This window comes from Streptomyces sp. NPDC033177, assembly GCF_055577715.1.
This window is the reverse complement of record NZ_JBVIPS010000015.1, coordinates 16,196-32,106: the sequence shown is the minus strand read 5'-3', so window position 1 is coordinate 32,106 and position 15,911 is coordinate 16,196. Positions and strand designations below refer to the sequence as shown.

14 protein-coding genes are annotated in these 15,911 nt (G+C 70.4%); 6 read left to right on the top strand and 8 right to left on the bottom strand.

Annotated features, from left to right (window positions below; translation table 11 throughout):
* Nucleotides 1-46: 46 nt before the first annotated feature.
* From ACZ5U5_RS38935 to ACZ5U5_RS38925, 3 genes are all read right to left on the bottom strand, one after another.
* Nucleotides 47-892 carry an AfsR/SARP family transcriptional regulator gene (locus ACZ5U5_RS38935; RefSeq protein ID WP_469031340.1) on the bottom strand — a complete coding sequence of 282 codons (846 nt, stop codon included), beginning with the start codon at nt 890-892 and terminating at the stop codon, nt 47-49.
* 381 nt (nt 893-1,273) lie between these two features.
* Nucleotides 1,274-1,603, bottom strand: coding sequence for a hypothetical protein (locus ACZ5U5_RS38930; protein WP_469031287.1), 330 nt, complete (start codon nt 1,601-1,603; stop codon nt 1,274-1,276).
* Nucleotides 1,604-1,680: 77 nt separating this feature from the next.
* Nucleotides 1,681-3,738: a condensation domain-containing protein gene (locus tag ACZ5U5_RS38925; protein ID WP_469031286.1), complete on the bottom strand. Its 2,058-nt coding sequence runs from the start codon at nt 3,736-3,738 to the stop codon at nt 1,681-1,683.
* Between the two features lie 336 nt (nt 3,739-4,074).
* On the opposite strand from ACZ5U5_RS38925, the gene ACZ5U5_RS38920 reads away from it, so the two are divergent.
* The gene (locus ACZ5U5_RS38920) at nt 4,075-5,121 is read left to right on the top strand and encodes an aromatase/cyclase (protein WP_469031284.1); all 1,047 of its coding nucleotides are present in this window, start codon (nt 4,075-4,077) and stop codon (nt 5,119-5,121) included.
* A 28-nt stretch (nt 5,122-5,149) separates the two neighbouring features.
* On the opposite strand, the gene ACZ5U5_RS38915 is transcribed toward ACZ5U5_RS38920, so the two are convergent.
* Nucleotides 5,150-6,031 (bottom strand): TIGR03621 family F420-dependent LLM class oxidoreductase, encoded by an 882-nt coding sequence (locus tag ACZ5U5_RS38915; protein ID WP_469031283.1) that lies wholly within the window; start codon nt 6,029-6,031, stop codon nt 5,150-5,152.
* A gap of 134 nt (nt 6,032-6,165) precedes the next feature.
* Nucleotides 6,166-6,987, bottom strand: coding sequence for an AfsR/SARP family transcriptional regulator (locus ACZ5U5_RS38910; RefSeq protein ID WP_469031282.1), 822 nt, complete (start codon nt 6,985-6,987; stop codon nt 6,166-6,168).
* A gap of 310 nt (nt 6,988-7,297) precedes the next feature.
* Here ACZ5U5_RS38910 and ACZ5U5_RS38905 point away from each other — a divergent pair, with 310 nt between their 5' ends.
* Nucleotides 7,298-8,053 carry a thioesterase II family protein gene (locus ACZ5U5_RS38905; RefSeq protein WP_469031280.1) on the top strand — a complete coding sequence of 252 codons (756 nt, stop codon included), beginning with the start codon at nt 7,298-7,300 and terminating at the stop codon, nt 8,051-8,053.
* Nucleotides 8,050-8,985 carry an AfsR/SARP family transcriptional regulator gene (locus tag ACZ5U5_RS38900; RefSeq protein ID WP_469031279.1) on the top strand — a complete coding sequence of 312 codons (936 nt, stop codon included), beginning with the start codon at nt 8,050-8,052 and terminating at the stop codon, nt 8,983-8,985. The genes ACZ5U5_RS38905 and ACZ5U5_RS38900 overlap by 4 nt, the downstream gene beginning before the upstream one ends.
* A 169-nt stretch (nt 8,986-9,154) precedes the next feature.
* On the opposite strand, the gene ACZ5U5_RS38895 is transcribed toward ACZ5U5_RS38900, so the two are convergent.
* Together ACZ5U5_RS38895 and ACZ5U5_RS38890 are read right to left on the bottom strand one after the other, a co-directional pair.
* Nucleotides 9,155-10,015: an AfsR/SARP family transcriptional regulator gene (locus ACZ5U5_RS38895; RefSeq protein WP_469031339.1), complete on the bottom strand. Its 861-nt coding sequence runs from the start codon at nt 10,013-10,015 to the stop codon at nt 9,155-9,157.
* A 301-nt stretch (nt 10,016-10,316) separates the two neighbouring features.
* Complete coding sequence (locus ACZ5U5_RS38890; RefSeq protein ID WP_469031278.1) at nt 10,317-10,910, bottom strand: ScbR family autoregulator-binding transcription factor; 594 nt, start codon at nt 10,908-10,910, stop codon at nt 10,317-10,319.
* A gap of 474 nt (nt 10,911-11,384) precedes the next feature.
* On the opposite strand from ACZ5U5_RS38890, the gene ACZ5U5_RS38885 reads away from it, so the two are divergent.
* The 3 genes from ACZ5U5_RS38885 to ACZ5U5_RS38875 all read left to right on the top strand — a co-directional run bounded on the left by ACZ5U5_RS38885 (nt 11,385) and on the right by ACZ5U5_RS38875 (nt 14,330).
* Nucleotides 11,385-12,020, top strand: a complete 636-nt coding sequence (locus ACZ5U5_RS38885; RefSeq protein ID WP_469031276.1) for a ScbR family autoregulator-binding transcription factor — start codon at nt 11,385-11,387, stop codon at nt 12,018-12,020.
* A 493-nt stretch (nt 12,021-12,513) separates the two neighbouring features.
* On the top strand, nt 12,514-13,491 hold the full coding sequence (locus ACZ5U5_RS38880; protein ID WP_469031274.1) for a ScbA/BarX family gamma-butyrolactone biosynthesis protein: 978 nt from the start codon (nt 12,514-12,516) through the stop codon (nt 13,489-13,491).
* Nucleotides 13,492-13,655: 164 nt separating this feature from the next.
* Nucleotides 13,656-14,330, top strand: a complete 675-nt coding sequence (locus ACZ5U5_RS38875; RefSeq protein ID WP_469031272.1) for a ScbR family autoregulator-binding transcription factor — start codon at nt 13,656-13,658, stop codon at nt 14,328-14,330.
* Here ACZ5U5_RS38875 and ACZ5U5_RS38870 read toward each other — a convergent pair.
* Nucleotides 14,285-15,823 (bottom strand): FAD-dependent monooxygenase, encoded by a 1,539-nt coding sequence (locus ACZ5U5_RS38870; RefSeq protein ID WP_469031270.1) that lies wholly within the window; start codon nt 15,821-15,823, stop codon nt 14,285-14,287. The two genes, ACZ5U5_RS38875 and ACZ5U5_RS38870, sit on opposite strands and share 46 nt — an antisense overlap.
* Nucleotides 15,824-15,911: the final 88 nt, after the last annotated feature.

Genomic DNA, 15,911 nt, shown 5'->3' with positions numbered 1-15,911 from the left:
CCCGGTCGGCGGCCCGGCCCGCCGTCGTGCGAGGAGTTGAGCCACGTCAGGCAGCGGAGACCAGCCGCGCGTTCGCGGCGGTCGAGACGTAGGGAGCCGGGTTGTGGAGGGCCGGGACCTGGGGAGTGGGTGTGGAGGTCTTCAGGATTGCCTGCTGCAGGCGGCTCAGCTCCGGTGAGGGCTCGAGTCCCAGGTCGCGTACGAGTGCCTGACGCAGCCGCTGATACACACTCAGCGCCTCACCGCGACGGCCCGAGCGGTGAAGGGCCAGCATGAACTGGCCGTGCAGGTTCTCATGCGTGCGATGCCGGCTCACCAACACCGTCAGCTCACCCAACAGCTCACGGTGGCGGCCCAGACGCAGATCCGCCTCGATGCGCTGATTCAACGCGCACAACCGCGTCTCCTCCAGCCGGCGCACCTCCACCTCCAACTGCACACCCGCCCGCACGTCCGCCAGCGCCGAACCACTCCACAACGCCAGAGCCTCACCCAGCAGCCGGGCCGCCCCCGCGAAATCCTCCCCGTCCATCGCCCGATAGCCCATCCCCGCGAGCCGCTCGAACTCCACCACGTCACTCCTGCCGCCACCGCCCCGCAGCACATACCCGCCCGGAGCCGTCACCAGCACGTCCTTCGCCGACACACTCCCGCCCTGCTCCAGCGCCGCACCGATCAACTCACGCAACTGCAGGATGTACGTCTGCAACGTCGTCCGCGCCGACCGCGGCGGACGCTCCCCCCACAACTCCTCGACCAGCAACCCCACCGGCACCACACGATCCACATGCAACGCCAGCAGCGCCAGCACCTTCCGAGGCTTCGGCGCCGTAGGCATCACGGCAACCCCGCCCACCCGCACACCCAACGGACCCAGAACTTCAATATCCATCACGCTCATCACGCCAATCCCCTGTTCGTCAGGCCGCGAGAACCAAACCAGACTCCCTGTTTTGAAAGACTGCCACGCCGACCTCAAGCGCTCCTAGAGAGATTCAGGAGCCCTCAGCGAGGGCGTAAAGACGCTCAAATCACCACAATCCAGGCGGATTTCATTCGCCAGCCACCAGACCGGGCACCCCGTTTATCGCACACCGACGCCACTCGCACCCTCGTGCGGGCCGCACCGAAAGATCGGCCTACTCCAGCGCCGTCGAAAACCGGCATCAAGGTCTGTAGTCCAGGAAGAGACAAGGAAGAGAACGTCAACGCGCCCGCCCGGTCGGGGAGGACGTCAGGCGGGCGCGGACAGGGTGGATGTGCACGGTCGACGCTAGGCGTGCAGCTGCCCCACGTCCCGTACGTCGTGCGGAACTTCGAGTTCAGCTGCAGCGGTGTTCGACTGCGTGGCGTACACCGCGACGAAGGCGGCAAGCCCCAGCACACCACCGTCGGGGCCAAGGGCCGTGAGCGGCACGCTCCGGCCGAGCCCCCGTGACAGCGCGCGGTGCACCTTCAGCGAAGCGGCCAGCAGTTCGCCCGGCGGCCGGTGGGCGTGGTCCGCGTCCCCGCAAGCCATCGCGAGCGCCTCGGCCCAGGCACGGGAGGCGATTTCGTCCCTGTGCTGGTACTGCGGTTCCGGCTTCGGTTCGCAGTTCGGCATGGCTGCCTCCTCGGCGTCTCGCTGCTCGAACGTGACGTGTCTACGTGCTCGTGCTGGTGTCCTGCTCGTACGTGGGGTCAGTGCCTGCGTGCGACGGCCGACGCGAGCCTGTGGGCCAGGTCGTCCGGTCCGGTGCCGGTCGCGTCGAGGACGACGGCGAGCGGCCGGTGGCCGTCCGCGGCCGCGAGGCGGGCGATGGCACAGGCGGCGGCGCCGTCACCGGAGAATCCGGCGAAGGCAAGGCCGCCGCGGGACGGGATGCGGGAGCCGAGCGCGCCGTACACGGCGCGTGCGGCCGTATCGGCCCGGGTGCCACCCGCGGGGACGGAAGCGAGCAGGAGCAGTCCCTCGGGCCCCGGGTAGGCATGGGCGAGCTGGTCGTAGAAGGCGCGGGAGATGCCCGGTGCCTGCAGCAGTCCGACGGCGCCCGCGTCCGGGTGGGCCGGTTGGCGCAGCACGGCCGGCAGGGGGCCGCTCTGAGCGGGTTCGGCCTGCACCGGACCGACGGCGCCCTCGCCCATGTGGGTCAGCAGGGCGAGGACCTGGCCGAGGGTGGTGTGCTGCCCGGATCCGCGCGGCAGTTCGCGCAGCAACAGCGCGGCATGGGCGAGGAGTTCGGTGATCTCCTGAAGCCGCATCTGGTCGTAGGAGGCGGTGAGGACCAGGCAGCCGCTCCTGTCGTGGTGGGCGATCAGCGTGACGGGGAAGGCGGTGCGGGCGCCCAGGGTCTGCGGCGGCTCCACCTGAACACCGGCCGCGGCGAGGCCGGCCTCCAGCTCGGGCATGACACGCGGCGGTGCCTCGAAGGTGAGCAGGGTGTCGGCGGGCGGGCGCGGGCCGCCGGTCCAGGCGTGGATCTGGCTCGCCGAAACCCATTCGTACGCCGCCTGGTTGAGGCAGCGGTCGCGCAGGTCGGCGATGAGCTGGGGCACCGTGGCGTCGGGGTCGACGAGCACGCACTGCGGCAGCGGCCCGGCCAGGGCGCCGGGGGTGCGCTCCACCCCCTCGAAGAGGACGCTCCGGCCGGCGGCCGTGGTGGCGTAGCGCACCTGTGAGGGCCCCACGGCCCGCCCGGCGCGGTACAGCAGCAGCGCCCACACGGCCTGCAGGGCGATGGACTCGCCGCCGCCCCAGGTGGCGGCCCAGTTGGCGAGCGCCGTGGTCTCCTCCTTGGTCAGGCGGAGCCTCGAGCGGCCCTCGGCGCGGCTGCCGGTGTCGGTGAAGAGCGGCGGTACCGCTGCGACGTCACCGGTGTCGGCGCTGGTGAAGAAGTCCTCGGCGGCCGCGGTGTCCTGCGCCGCGAGCCAGGTCACGTAGTCGGTCATGTCGGGCCTTCGCTCCCCGCCGGGCAGTGCCCCGTCGGCGAGATAGGCACGGTAGAACGCGCGGACCAGGAGCCGGACGGACCAGCTGTCGAGCAGCGCGTGGTGGTAGGTGAGCAGCACACGGGCGGGCGTCGACGGAGCGGAGCTCGCCTGTCCGCCGCCGAGCAGGGTGATGCGCAGCGGGGCTAGGCGGCGCGGGTCGATGCCGCGGCGCCGGTCGGCCTCGACGAGGGAGTGCCACTCGGCGGTGCCGCGCGGCAACCGTACGACTTCCGGTTCGGCCTGGTCGTGCACGACCAGGCCGGGCTCCGGCTGGTCGTCGAACGTGGTGCGCAGCACGGACTCGTTGGCGAACACCGAGTTCCAGGCGGCCGTGAACCGCGCCACGTCGAGGGGCCCGTGCCAGTCCCAGGCCGCCTGTTCGACCTGGCGGCCCGGATCGGGGTGGGTGTCGGCGTCCGCCAGGAGGTCGCGCTGCAGCGGCGTCGCGGGCAGGCAGCGGCTCATGAAGGAGCCGCGGCCGGCGTGGGTGAGCAGGTCGGCGAAGGCGCCCAGGGGGAATGCGCACTGCTCGTCGTCCGCGCCGTCGGTGAAGCGCAGGGTGTGCTGACCGGGGCCCCGGCTCTCCAGGTCGGCGGTCCAGGCGGGTGCGTTCGGATAGCAGGTGGCGATGCTGTCGAGCGCGGCCTCGATGTGGGTGCTCTCGATCGGCCCGTGCAGTTCGAGTACGGGCAGCGCACTGTGGCCGAGCTCCACGACGACGGTGATCGGCTCACCCTGCGGCAGACGTGCGAAGCGGCTAGTGGTCATCGGCAGTCGGGGCACGCGCCGACGAAGCCCCCTCCCCCCTCCTCAAGAGGCGCTGTCCAAGCATGCAGAGGCCAGTGACAAACCACTGACACGGTCCTGACATACGGCTCGACCTGCCCGCACGTCCGGGCGAAGGGCGGGCCGCGGCCGGTGCCTTGCGGCGGTGCGGGGTGGTGCCGGAGGCCCGGGGGCCCCGGGCCTCTCCAGGAAATCCACACTCGGTACGGACCGCCTCTGAAGCCGGATTCAAGCGACCTTCGAATACTCCTCGACCACTCCCACCGACGGTGGAGACCAGCCCAGCCGATCCGTCCTCGATTGCCCAAGGAGACTGCGATGTCTGAGACATCCGAGATGTCCGGTGAGCGTGTGCACCGCCTGCGGCACTCGGTCGAGGTGGCCGCGCCGCCCGGAGCGGTCTTCGCCCTGCTCGCGGACACCGCGCGCAGGCCGCTGTACGGCCCGCACATCCTGCACGTCGAGCGCCTCGACTTCGACGGGGTCAGCGAGCGCCTGCGCGTATGGGAGAGCGTGGGCGGTCGGATCAGGTCCTCGCTCCAGACGCGGGTGCGGCATCCGCACGAGCGGCGTATCGAGTTCGTACAGCTGGGGCACGAGGCACCGGTCGCGTCGATGAGCGGCGAATGGACCGTCGAGGACCGCGTGGGCGGGGGCAGTGTGGTGACAGTGCGGCACGCGTTCACCGTCGTGGGCGACCGGGGCGACGACGCGGCCGCGGACGAGGGCCTTGCCACCGGGGACAACGCCAGGACGGAGCTGGAGAGCCTGCGCCGGGTCGCCGAGAGCCGGGCCGGCGTCGACGACCTGGTGCTGTCCTTCGAGGAGTCGGTACGGGTGAACGGGCCCGGGGAGCTGGTCTATGACTTCCTGTACCGGGCCGCGGACTGGCCCGGCCTCCTGCCGCACATGCGGCGCCTCCAGCTCACCGAGCCCTCTCCCGGGGTGCAGATCCTGGACTACGACGTCCTGCTGCCCGCAGGAGCGGTGCGCACGGCGGGTTCGGTCCGGCTGTGTTTCCCGCACGCGGGGCGGATCGTCTTCACGCAGACCGCTGCGTCCGCACCGGTGGCCGCGCACACCGGGGAGTGGTCGGTGCTGCCCGACGAGTTCGGGGTGCGCGTGATCGTCCAGCACTCGGTGCTGCTCGACGAGACCGCGGTGAGGGCTCTTGCCGCGTCGGAGCAGTCGGCCACGGGGCCGGCGGCCCGCGCGCCGTCCGCGATGGAGCTGGCCCGCCACCGGGTGCGGCAGGCCATCGGGCGTACGTCGCTCGCCACCCTCGAACTGGCCAAGGAGCACGCGGAGTCGGGGGTGGTGACACTGCCGTGGCGGACCGTGGCGCCCGCGGCTTCGCTGCCGTAGCCGGGGAGCAGGCGGGGGCCTGGTTGGCTCAGGTGCCGGCGAGTTCCTCGATCACCGGGGCGAAGACGTCCATCACGCCGTCCAGGACCACGATGTAGGAGATGCCGAACCGCTCCCGCTGCTCGCGCAGCTGCTCGGCGATCTGCTTGACGGTGCCGAAGAGCATCACCGGCAGGGTCAGGCGGTCTTCCTGCGACACCTCGGGGTGAATCTTGGGCAGCCGGCGGGCCGTCGCGTGCCGGTCGTCGGTGACCTCCACGAAGTGCACAAGGAGGTTCCGCTCGGCGGGCACGGCCCGGTGGGCGGCGAACCCTTCGTAGGCGGCCACACGTTCGTCGAGCTGACCGGGCGTCAGGGCCCGCAGGATTCCGTTCTCGTAACCGGCGGTCGCGGTGAACGCCGCGATGTCGGCGTGCTCGGCCATCAGACGCAGCAGCCGGTCGCCGTTGCCGCCGATCAGCAGCGGCGGCCGTGGGCCTTGCCGCGCCTGCGGCGTATGCGCCGGATCGGTCAGCAGCCGCTGCAGTTCATCCACCGTGTGCCGCAGTACACGGACCCGGCCGCCGGGCGAGGGGAACTCCAGCCGCGCCCGCTTGTGTTCCGCCTCCGCGTAGCCGGCGCCCAGGCCGAGTTCCACGCGGCCGCCGGTGAGCTCGTCGGTGGTGGCCACCTCGCGCGCAAGGAGCGCCGGGTTCCAGAAACCGGCGTTCAGGACGAAGGTGCCGATCCGGGGCCGCTCGGTGGCGGCCGCCGCCGCGACCATCGCCGGGAAGGGCGCGGCCATTCCCAGATGGTCGGGGACCAGGATGACGTCGTAACCGAGTCGCTCGGCCCGGCGGCACTTGTCCCGCCACTCCGCACCACCCGACAGCTTCATCATGTTCACGCCGAATCGAAACGGCCTGGTCATGCCCTTCCCCCTGCCTGCCTGCCGAAAGACATGTGACGGCCGTGCCGCCGCGGCGACTCTACCCCGCGGCCGTTCCCGTCAACGGGCCCTGGTCGGCGCCATCTTGGGCGAGCAGAGGCTTGGCCGCCGGAATGTCAGGCGGCGTAACGGTCGAAGGTCGAGGTGCGCCGCGCACCCGCCACCACGTCGAGCTCGGGGTCGACGGTGAGCATCATCTGGTGCACACGCTGGAGTTGCGGCGAAGGCTCCACGCCGAGCTCGTCGATGAGCCGCGCGCGCAGCCTGCGGTACACGTCCAGTGCCGTCGCCTGCCGTCCGGAGCGGTACAGGGCGACCATCGCCTGCGAGTGCAGCCCCTCGTGCTGGGGGTGGCGTGCGATCAGGTCGGTCAGCTCGGCGATGAGTTCGCTGTGCCGGCCCAGGCGCAGATCGGCGTCGATGCGCCGTTCGACGGTGACCAGGCGGGACTCGTTGAGCCGCATGATCTCTATGGAGAGGATCGAGCCCGCTCGTACGTCGACCAGGGCCGCCCCGTTCCACATGTCGAGGGCGCCTCTGAGCAGCGTGGACGCCTGAACGTCCTCGCCCTCCTCGAAGGCCCGCCGGCCGTCCGCGGCGAGCTGCTCGTAACGGTGCAGGTCGACGGAGTCGGCCGGGATCTGCAGGACGTATCCGCCGTGCCGGGTGGCGAGGATCTCCTTGGCGTTGCCGGGAGAGTCGGGCCCCATGGCGGTACCGAGTCGGCGCCGGAGCTGAAGGACGTACGTCTGCAGCGTGGTCATGGCGCTCTGCGGCATCTCGGTGCCCCACAGCTCCTCCATGAGCGTGGCCACCGGAATGATGCGGCTCGGGTAGAACGCGAAGAGGGCTAGGAGCTGACGTGGCTTGCTCGCGGTGGGCACGATCGAGACACCGTTGACGTCGGCGCTCAGTGGCCCCAAAACCTGAATCTTCACGGTTTCCTCCCGTACGCCATCGAGTGACGGCCGTGCCGTTGACCCATCGAGTGGCGGTCTTGGTCTCTGGCACGCTAGACCTGGTTTCGGCCGTCCCCCACATTGCTGGACCCGCCCTCAAGCAGCGCTGTACAGGCGGCGGGCGGGAGGGTGTACGGCGCGCCTTGAGAGTGTGTGCAGCGCGGTTCGAAGGCCACTCGCGCCCAGGCCCGCGCAGCCGGGAGGCGACTATCGTCCGAACTCCCTGTCCCCGTGCCCGGGATCCTGGTCATCGGGCCGGACGCCGGAGTGCCTCGTCGATGGAGTCGCCATGCAGAAGGCGAAAGAGCCGGAGCTGCGCCTGTTCGTGTTCCACCACTCCGGTGGTTCGCATCTGATGTACCGCGACTGGCCACCGTGCTTCCCGGCCGACTGGGAGGTGCAGACCCCCGACGCGCCGGGCCGCGGCCCGAGCGACCGGCGTATCCCGCTGAACGACGCCGGGGCGCTGGTCGAGCACTTCCTGCATGAGCTCGGTCCCCGGCTCGTGGGCCGCTTCGCGTTCTTCGGGCACAGCATGGGCGGACTGATCGCGTACGAACTGACCCGCCGGCTCGTCGAGGCGGACCGCACACCGCCGGTCTGGCTCGGTGTGTCCGCGCACGATGCGTTGCGCCCCGACGGGAACGGTGCGGGCCGGCATCTGCTGTCCGACGCGGAACTGCGCCGGGAACTCGCCGAGATGGGCGGCACCTCGTCCTCGGTCCTCGCCCACGAGGAGCTGTGGGAGCTGTTCGCGCCGGTCATCCGCGCGGACCTGCGCATCAGCGAGACCTGGCGCACGAAGCCACTGACCGCGCCGCTGCCGGTTCCGCTCTCCGTCTACGGCGGCACCCGGGACGAGGTGGCGCCACCGCCCAGCCTGGAGGACTGGCGCACCACCTCCACGCACTTCATGGGCACGCGTCTGTTCGACGGCGACCACTTCTACTTCCGGGACCGGCTCCCGGAGGTCGCCGGGCGGATCCAGGACGACGTGCACCGCGCCCTGCTCCTGACCCGGGAGCCGTCCACGGTGCCGCGATGACCGTGCTCGACCTCGCCGCACCGGCTCCGGTGCGCGGCGGGGCGACCGAGTTCCGGCTGTTGGGACCGCTGGCCGTGCATGACGGGGTGGGCGGGGCGGGCATCGTGCCCTCCGGGCCCAAGCAGCGGGCTCTGCTCGCCACCCTGGTCATCCACGCGGGCGAACTCATGCCCGTGGACCGGCTGGTGGAGGAACTGTGGGGCGACCGGCCCCCGTCCAACGCGCCCAATGCCCTTCAGGCCCATGTCGCCCGGCTGCGCAGGCTGCTGCCGTTTCCAGGCCACGAATGGATCAGGACGCTGCCCGCCGGATACCTGCTGAGGCTGGGCCAGGCCTCGACCGACGTGGCCCGCTTCACCCGGCTGTCCGGGCAGGGCAGGGCCGCGGTCCCCGACGACCCCCGCTACGCGACCGAACTCCTGGGCCGCGCCCTGGCGTTGTGGCAGGGCACGGCCCTGCAGGACAGCCGCCACGGGCCCCTCTGCTCGGCCGAGGCGGACCGTCTGGAGGAGCAGCGCCTCACCACCCTGGAGGCCCTGTACGAGGCGAGCCTGGGGTGCGGCAGATATGCGGGGATCACCTCGGACCTGGAGCGTCTGACGGCCGACCATCCTCTGCGTGAGCGCTTCTACGATCTGCTGATGGTCGCCCTGTACCGGGGCGGCCGGCAGGCGGAGGCACTCAGCGTCTACGAACGGGCGCGCCGCAATCTGGTCACCACCCTCGGCATCGAACCGGGCCCGCCCCTGCGTTCCCGCATGGAGGCGATCCTCAATCACTCCCCCGCGCTGGCGGGGTCGCAGCCCCGGACGGCGGACCTGCCGGCGGACCTGTCGGCGGAGGTGGCGCGGCTGCGGACGCGGGTCGAGCAACTGGTCCTGGACCAGCAGGACTTGCTGCGGAGAGTCCAGGAAGAGCGAGTGAGCCGGTAGCCCGGCGGCGCCTGGCCCTGCCGTGAGCTGCACGCATGGCGCGCCCGTACCCGCGCAGCAAGGCGCCCCACCCACCCGAAGCCTGCGTCAGGCCGTTCGGGAACGGGCGGGGCGGGCACTGCTCGAACGGAGCGGCCGCGTTGAAGGCAGCGGCCGCGGAATGCGGCCATTATCCGGCCCGGACGAGACGATCCCGTGCACCACTGCTGACGGCTTCGGGCCGTGCGGTGTGAGGGGCGGGCTCGGAGGACTTCAGGATGGCCCCCTGCAGCCGGCGGAGTTCGGTGGAGGGCTCAAGTCCCTGCTCGCCGACCAGTACCTGACGCAGCCGCTGATACACGTTCAACGCCTCGCCGCGGCGGCCCGAGCGGTAGAGGGCCAGCATGAACTGGCCGTGCAGGTTCTCGTGCGTGCGGTACCGGCTCACCAACACCGTCAGCTCACCCAGGAGTTCACGGTGCCGGCCCAGGCGCAGATCCGCCTCGATCCGCTGATAGAGCGCGCACAGCCGGGTCTCCTCCAGCCGCCGGACCTCCATCTCCAGCTGCGTACCCGCCGTCACATCCGCCAGCGCCGGCCCACCCCACAGGGCAAGGCCCTCGCGCAGATACCGGGCAGCACCCGCGAAGTCCTCCGCGTCCATCGCCCGATAGCCCAGGCCCGCGAGACGCTCGAACTCACGCACGTCACTGGCACCGCCACCGCCCCGCAGCAGATAGCCCCCCGGAGCCGTCACGAGCACGTCCTTCGCCGACAGCGGCGAACCACCGTCCGCCGACGACGCATGACCGCCGCGCTCGAGAGCCGCACCGATCAACTCACGAAGCTGCAGGATGTACGTCTGCAACGTCGTCCGTGCGGAACGCGGCGGACGCTCCCCCCACAGTTCCTCCACCAACACCGCGACCGGCACCACCCGGTCCACGTGCAGCGCCAGCAACGCCAGGACCTTCCGCGGCTTCGGAGCCGTAGGCATCACAGCAAGCCCATCCACCTTCACACCCAACGGACCCAGAACATCGATATCCACGCCGTCTCCCCAGTTCGTGTGTGGCCTGTATCCCGGGCTGTCCGGTGCCACCAGTAAAAAACCAGCAACCCGGTTTGTCAATACCAGACCGGTCGCGCTGTTTTCATAACCTCCCCCCTGCTCCTTGAGCGCACCTACAGCCTTGATGGACTGAGCCACGAACGGCACAAACCCCCTCGTCACAGACGTACGAGAGGGTTTGCGTAGTGAGTCCACGGCTGCCGTCCGGCAGTCCTCAAGGGGGTCAGTAGCGCCTATAGCGCCCAGAAACAGCCAACTGAGTCTGTTTGATTGGAGACTTTCAGACCGCTTCGCCGGTCAATCGTGGCAGGACCAGCTCCCAGAACGCGTCGATGTGCTGCCCCGTCAGCCATCCGCTGTCCGTGCCGCCCAGCACTTCGAGACCCACGGTGACCGCGACGATGGAGGGCGCCACCCCTTCGGGCGTCACGCCTTCCGCGAGGCGCCCCTCGCGCTCCGCGCGCACGAGCATGTCCTCGACCCACGCCTGCCAGTACCGCCGCACGCCCGCCTTCGCCCCCAGCGCGGGCTCGCCCCCGAGCTCGAAGCCCGCCCGTACGACGACATCCTCCGCGAGGCCGGCCATCAGGCCGTGCGTCGCGTCGATCAAACCCTCCAACGCGTCCCCCCGAACGCCGCCGGCCGCCGGAACATCTCCGGTGATCGCCCGCACCCTGCGCGCCGCCTCGTCCTCCACCGCGCGGGCCAGCTCCCGCTTCGCCTCGAAGTGGAAATGGAGCGCACCGTTACTGACCCCGGCCCGCCGGCTGATGTGGGAGAGCGAAGCCGACACGTACCCCTCGCGCGCGAACACCTCGGCGGCGCACTGGATCAAAGACTCGCGGGTCCGGACCGCTCGCTCCTGCTTGGCCATCGCTCACCTCTCCAACACGGCCCGCCTCTGACACAGCCGGGCCGGCATCGCGGACTCGTGACGCCGCCGGGCACCCTGCGACGCGCGGCCGAGGCAGGCACTGCAAAGAGCATGTCGTACTTTCCGCCGCATACAACAAAACAAAACGGGGGGTTGGTTTTGTCGAGTCTTTAACGGCCGGAGGCGTGATGGGTGCAGGGGGCAACGTACCGTAGCCGCCGGGGGCCGGGGGACCTCGGGGCAACAACCGGCACACTCGCATCTCCTTTGCCCAAGGTGGAGCCGGTTTTCGGTCGACACTCGGCCCGTCGGCCGGACCCCGTGAATCGTGATCGACACAGAAGACGCGGAAGCGCCATACCCGTCTGAGCGTCCAGCACAAATCGGCCAGAATCTTCACACGTAGCAAAGAAACCGGCATGCTGGTTTCATACTTGGGGATCGTGCAGCAACCGTCCCCGGAGGAGATCCCGCATGAAGCAGCAACGTGCCGTACGCACCCGTGACGCGCTCATCCGCTCGGCGGCCGAGACGTTCGAACGCTGCGGATACGTCCAGGCGAAGCTTGCGGAGATCAGTTCCAACGCCGGCGTGAGCGCCGGGGCCCTGCACTTCCACTTCGCGAACAAGGCCGCGGTGGCCTCCGCCGTCGAGGCCGCCGCGGCCGTTGCCCTGCGGGGCGCGGTGCGCGCGGTCCAGGCGCCGGGCATGAACGCCCTGCAGCGGCTGACCGCCGCTTCGCATGCCCTCGCCGAAGAGCTGCGGCGCAATGTCGTGGCACGGGCCGGGCTCCATCTCAGCTGCCGCACGCCGGGGCGCACGGGCCCGGACCTGCGCCTGGAGTGGCATGCCTGTGTCCGCCGGCTGCTGGCCGCGGCCGAGGCGGAGGGTCTGCTCGCCGATCATGTGCGTCCCGAGGACGTCAGCGTCTCGATCACGGCGGCCATCACCGGCCTCGAGGTGCTCGGCGGTGCCGATCCCCGTTGGTTCACGCCCGGCGCGCTGGCCCGCTTCTGGCACTTCATCCTGCCGTGTCTGGCCAAGCCCGAGGTGCTCGCCGCCCTGGATCCGGCCGGTGGTACCGAGCTGTCCCGGCCCCGCACCACGTGACGGACGCCTCCCCCGGTGCCATCGCACCGCCGCGGAGCGGGCTGCCGTCAGGTGCCCGCGCTCCGGGGCTGGCGATCGGGGCGGGGCGATCGTCGCCGTCCGTACTGGAGCACTGGTCGAGCCCGCCCAGCGGTCAACTACAGCGCGCCCTACAAATATCCGGGCATTCTCGCGTGACGGAATTCCCTCAGATCCCGTGCGGCATACGGTCCTCTCGCCAAAGCGGTCGCGGCGCATCCGGGGCCGCCCGGAGTCCACAGCGGGGAGTTCGAGCAAATAGGCGAGCTCAGGGGCATCTTCCGGTCACCCTGCGGTAAATTGAGTGCTCGCTTATCGCCTGTTCTGACCCGAGAGGTCGGAACCGGAACCTCCATTTCCCGCCACTCAATAAACGGCACAAGTCTGTAGTAAATAAACCGGGTGGTCTGTATGTTGAGATCTGCGAGGGCGCCCCTCTCGGCGCTCTCTCCGGTCACGACTCTGGGGGAACTACATGTCCACGAACACGTTCAGCCCCGCGGAAAAACCATTGCAGCGGATACCCGCCGGCCCGACGCCGCAGGATCCGTGGCCCGCAGACCGTCCGCCGGTCCGGCTCACCACCACGGTGCCCAAGGAGTTCGTCCATCGTGCGGCCGTCGCCGAGGTGCTGCTCACCGGCCAACGGCGGCTCGACGACATGCAGTTCGGCGTCACGGCCCAGTGGCCCCGCTGCCACAGCTTCTACTCGCCCCTCCAGGGGACCTACCACGACCCGCTGCTGGCCGCGGAGACGATCAGACAGGTCGGTTTCCTTCTGCCGCACACGGAACTCGGTGTCCCGGTCGGCCACCAGTTCCTCATGCACACCTTCGCGATGTCGGTGCGGCCGGAGCAGCTTCACGTCGGCAGCACCCCGGCGGACCTCGACATCGAGGTGACGTTCAGCGACGTGCGCGAGCGCCGGGACACGCACACCGGAGCCCGCTACGACGCGGTGATCCGCCGAGACGGACAGACCGTCGCCACCGGCCGCATCACGTACACGTGCATCGCGCCGCGGGCCTACCGCCGGCTGCGCGGCAACCAGGGACATCTGCAGATCCCGCTCACCGCGCCGGTTCCGCCGCAGAGCGTGGGCCGCCTGTCGCCGACCGATGTGGTGCTCTCCCCCATCGGCGCCGACCACCGGTGGCAACTGCGGGTGGACACCCGCCATCCCGTGCTCTTCGACCACCCCGTCGACCATGTGCCCGGGATGCTCCTGACCGAGGCCGCGCGACAGGCCGCGGCGGCGGTCCTCCCCGACGCCGCCCGCCTGGTGCCCGTGGAGGTCGAGTCCGAGTACCTGCGCTACGTCGAGCTCGACGCACCGTGCTTCATCGAGGCCGTACGGCTGCCCGACGGCCCCCGGGGCGAACGGGTTCAGGTCATCGGCGAGCAGGGCGGCGCGGAGATGTTCCGTACCACCGTCACCGCCGTCCGGCTGTAGAGCGCTCCGCGCTCCGGCCATCCCCGCACAACTCCGACATCCGGCCCGGTCTCGATCACGTCCTGGGCTCTGACGGCAGGCATCGAGAGGGGCTAAGATACGAACTTGACGGTTTTTTTTATATGGGCCTCCCCAGGTTCCATGATCTCGGAGGCGGTGGAAACATGCCAAAACAAGACCGTGCGATCCGCACACGACGAGCGATTCTGGTCGCTGCAGCCTCAGTATTCGAGGAGCACGGCTTCCAGGCGGCCACCATCACGGACATCCTCAGCGCCGCTGGTGTGACCAAGGGTGCGCTGTACTTCCACTTCCAGTCCAAAGAGGACCTGGCCTATGGGGTGATGGCGGCGCAGGGACGTCACATGGGAATCGTCCCGCCTCGCGCCTGCAAGGCGCAGGAGGTCATCGACACGGTTCTCCTGCAGACGTACCGGCTGCAGGAGGACCCGATGGTGCGGGCCGGGGTCCGTCTGGCCATGGACCAGCACGCGGCGGAGCTCGACCGCGGGACGTCCTTCCAGGACTGGGGCAAGGGGATGACCACCCTCCTGGAAGTGGCCAAGGAGCAAGGTGAGTTGCTGCCCCACGTCGTGCCCTGTGACACGGCTGATTTGGTGGTGGGCGCCTACGCCGGCGTGCAGTCGATGTCCCAGGCCGTCAGCAACTACGCGGATCTGAATCACCGGACGTCGGTGCTGCTGCGCCACATCATGCCCAACGTCGTGCAGTCATCTGTGCTCACCACGATCGACCTCTCGCCCGAGCGCGGCGCCGCGATCTACGCCGAGGTTCAGGCGCTCGCGGACACGGCCGAGCTGGCCGGCGCCTCGGCCTGAGCCCCGCCCGCCGGCGCCAGCCACCGGGCGAGCGGCATGTCGGGGCCGTCGGCGGTGTCCGACGCCCAGGCCACGTGGCCATCAGGCCGCAGGAGCACCGCGGCGCGGGGCCAGCCGGCCACCGGCGCCGCGTGGACCTCGCGCAGGACGTGCCGCAGTCCATGCGGCACGCCGGACACGCGAGCCGGCCCCAGGGACCCGAAGCGCAGCACAAGCATGCGCCCGTCCCGCAGGAGCCGGATGACATCGGTCGGTCCGTCGTCCGTTGTCAGTTCTCGGTTGGTGAGGAACCGGCCCTCCCACACGGACGGTTGAGCCGACCGTGACGGCAGCACGGTGTCCTGGCCACTGACCATGAGCCCGATCCGCTCGAGCTCCGCGTCGGCGTCGTCCGCACCCAGCATGGCGGTCAGTTCCTCCAGTGAGCCGGGTGTCCTGCCTGGGCGCATCAAGTCCGCCTGCGTACGGATCTGGTCCAGGAGACGCGCGGCTGCGGGCCTGCGCTCGGCGTCGTAGGAGTCGAGCAGGTCCGGGGCGGCTGAGCCCCGGACGGTGAAGGCGAGCTTCCAGCCCAGGTTCAGGGCGTCGAGCAGGCCCGTGCTCAACCCTTGGGCTCCGATGGGGAAATGCAGATGGGCGGCGTCCCCGACCAGGAGGATCCGCCCGGAGCGGTAGGTGCGGGCGAGGCGGGAGAAGTCGCTGAAGCGGCTCAGCCAGCGTGGCTCGTCCATGGCGATCTCCCGGCCCATGATCCGCGACATCTCCCGGCGGAACTCCTCGATTCCGAGCGGCAGCGTGTGGTCCGTATGCGCCCGCAGGCAATCGACCGCCCGCAGGTGCAAGCGGCCCTGGGCCGTGCGCTTGGCCACCACCCAGCCGCGCGGCGTGCGATGCCAGCCCGGCTCAGGTGCCTGCGCCCCCTCGCACCGCACGACCCCGACCATGGCCGCCATCGTCGGCGAGGTCGCGTCGGAGGGTATGGCGGCAAGGGTCCGCACCGTGCTGCGGGCGCCGTCGGCCCCGACGACGTAGGCGGCCTCGAAACGGGTGTGCCCGCCGGGGTGTTGTGCACTCACTGTCACGCCGGTCTCCTGCCGGTCGAGGCCGGTGACACGGTGGCGGCGCAGCACCTGCGCGCCCGCGGCCAGCGCCCGCGCCTCGAAGAGCCGCTCGAGGTCGGCCTGCGGCTGTTTGAACAGCGGCTCCGGCTCGGTCGCGGGTGCGGTGAGGTCCAGGCCCCACACACCGGCGAAGTGGAAGGGCGTACTGACGGTCCCCTCGCCCAGCGGCAGTGAGGGAGCGCGCAGATGGCCCCTGCGCGCGAGGATCTGTGCGGTGCGGGCGTGCAGCGTGGTGGCCCTGGGATGTTCGGACACCTCGGCACGTTCCTCGACGACCACCGTGCGCACGCCGTAGCCGGCGAGTTCGGCGGCGAGCAGCAGGCCGACCGGGCCCCCGCCCACGATCACCACATCTGTGCGGGCGTACGCCATCGCGGTCGCTCCCCCTCCGGCCGGACCACAGGGAACTTCCTGTCCGGCCACCAGAAAATATACCGGTTGCCTGGTTGTTTTTTCGGGC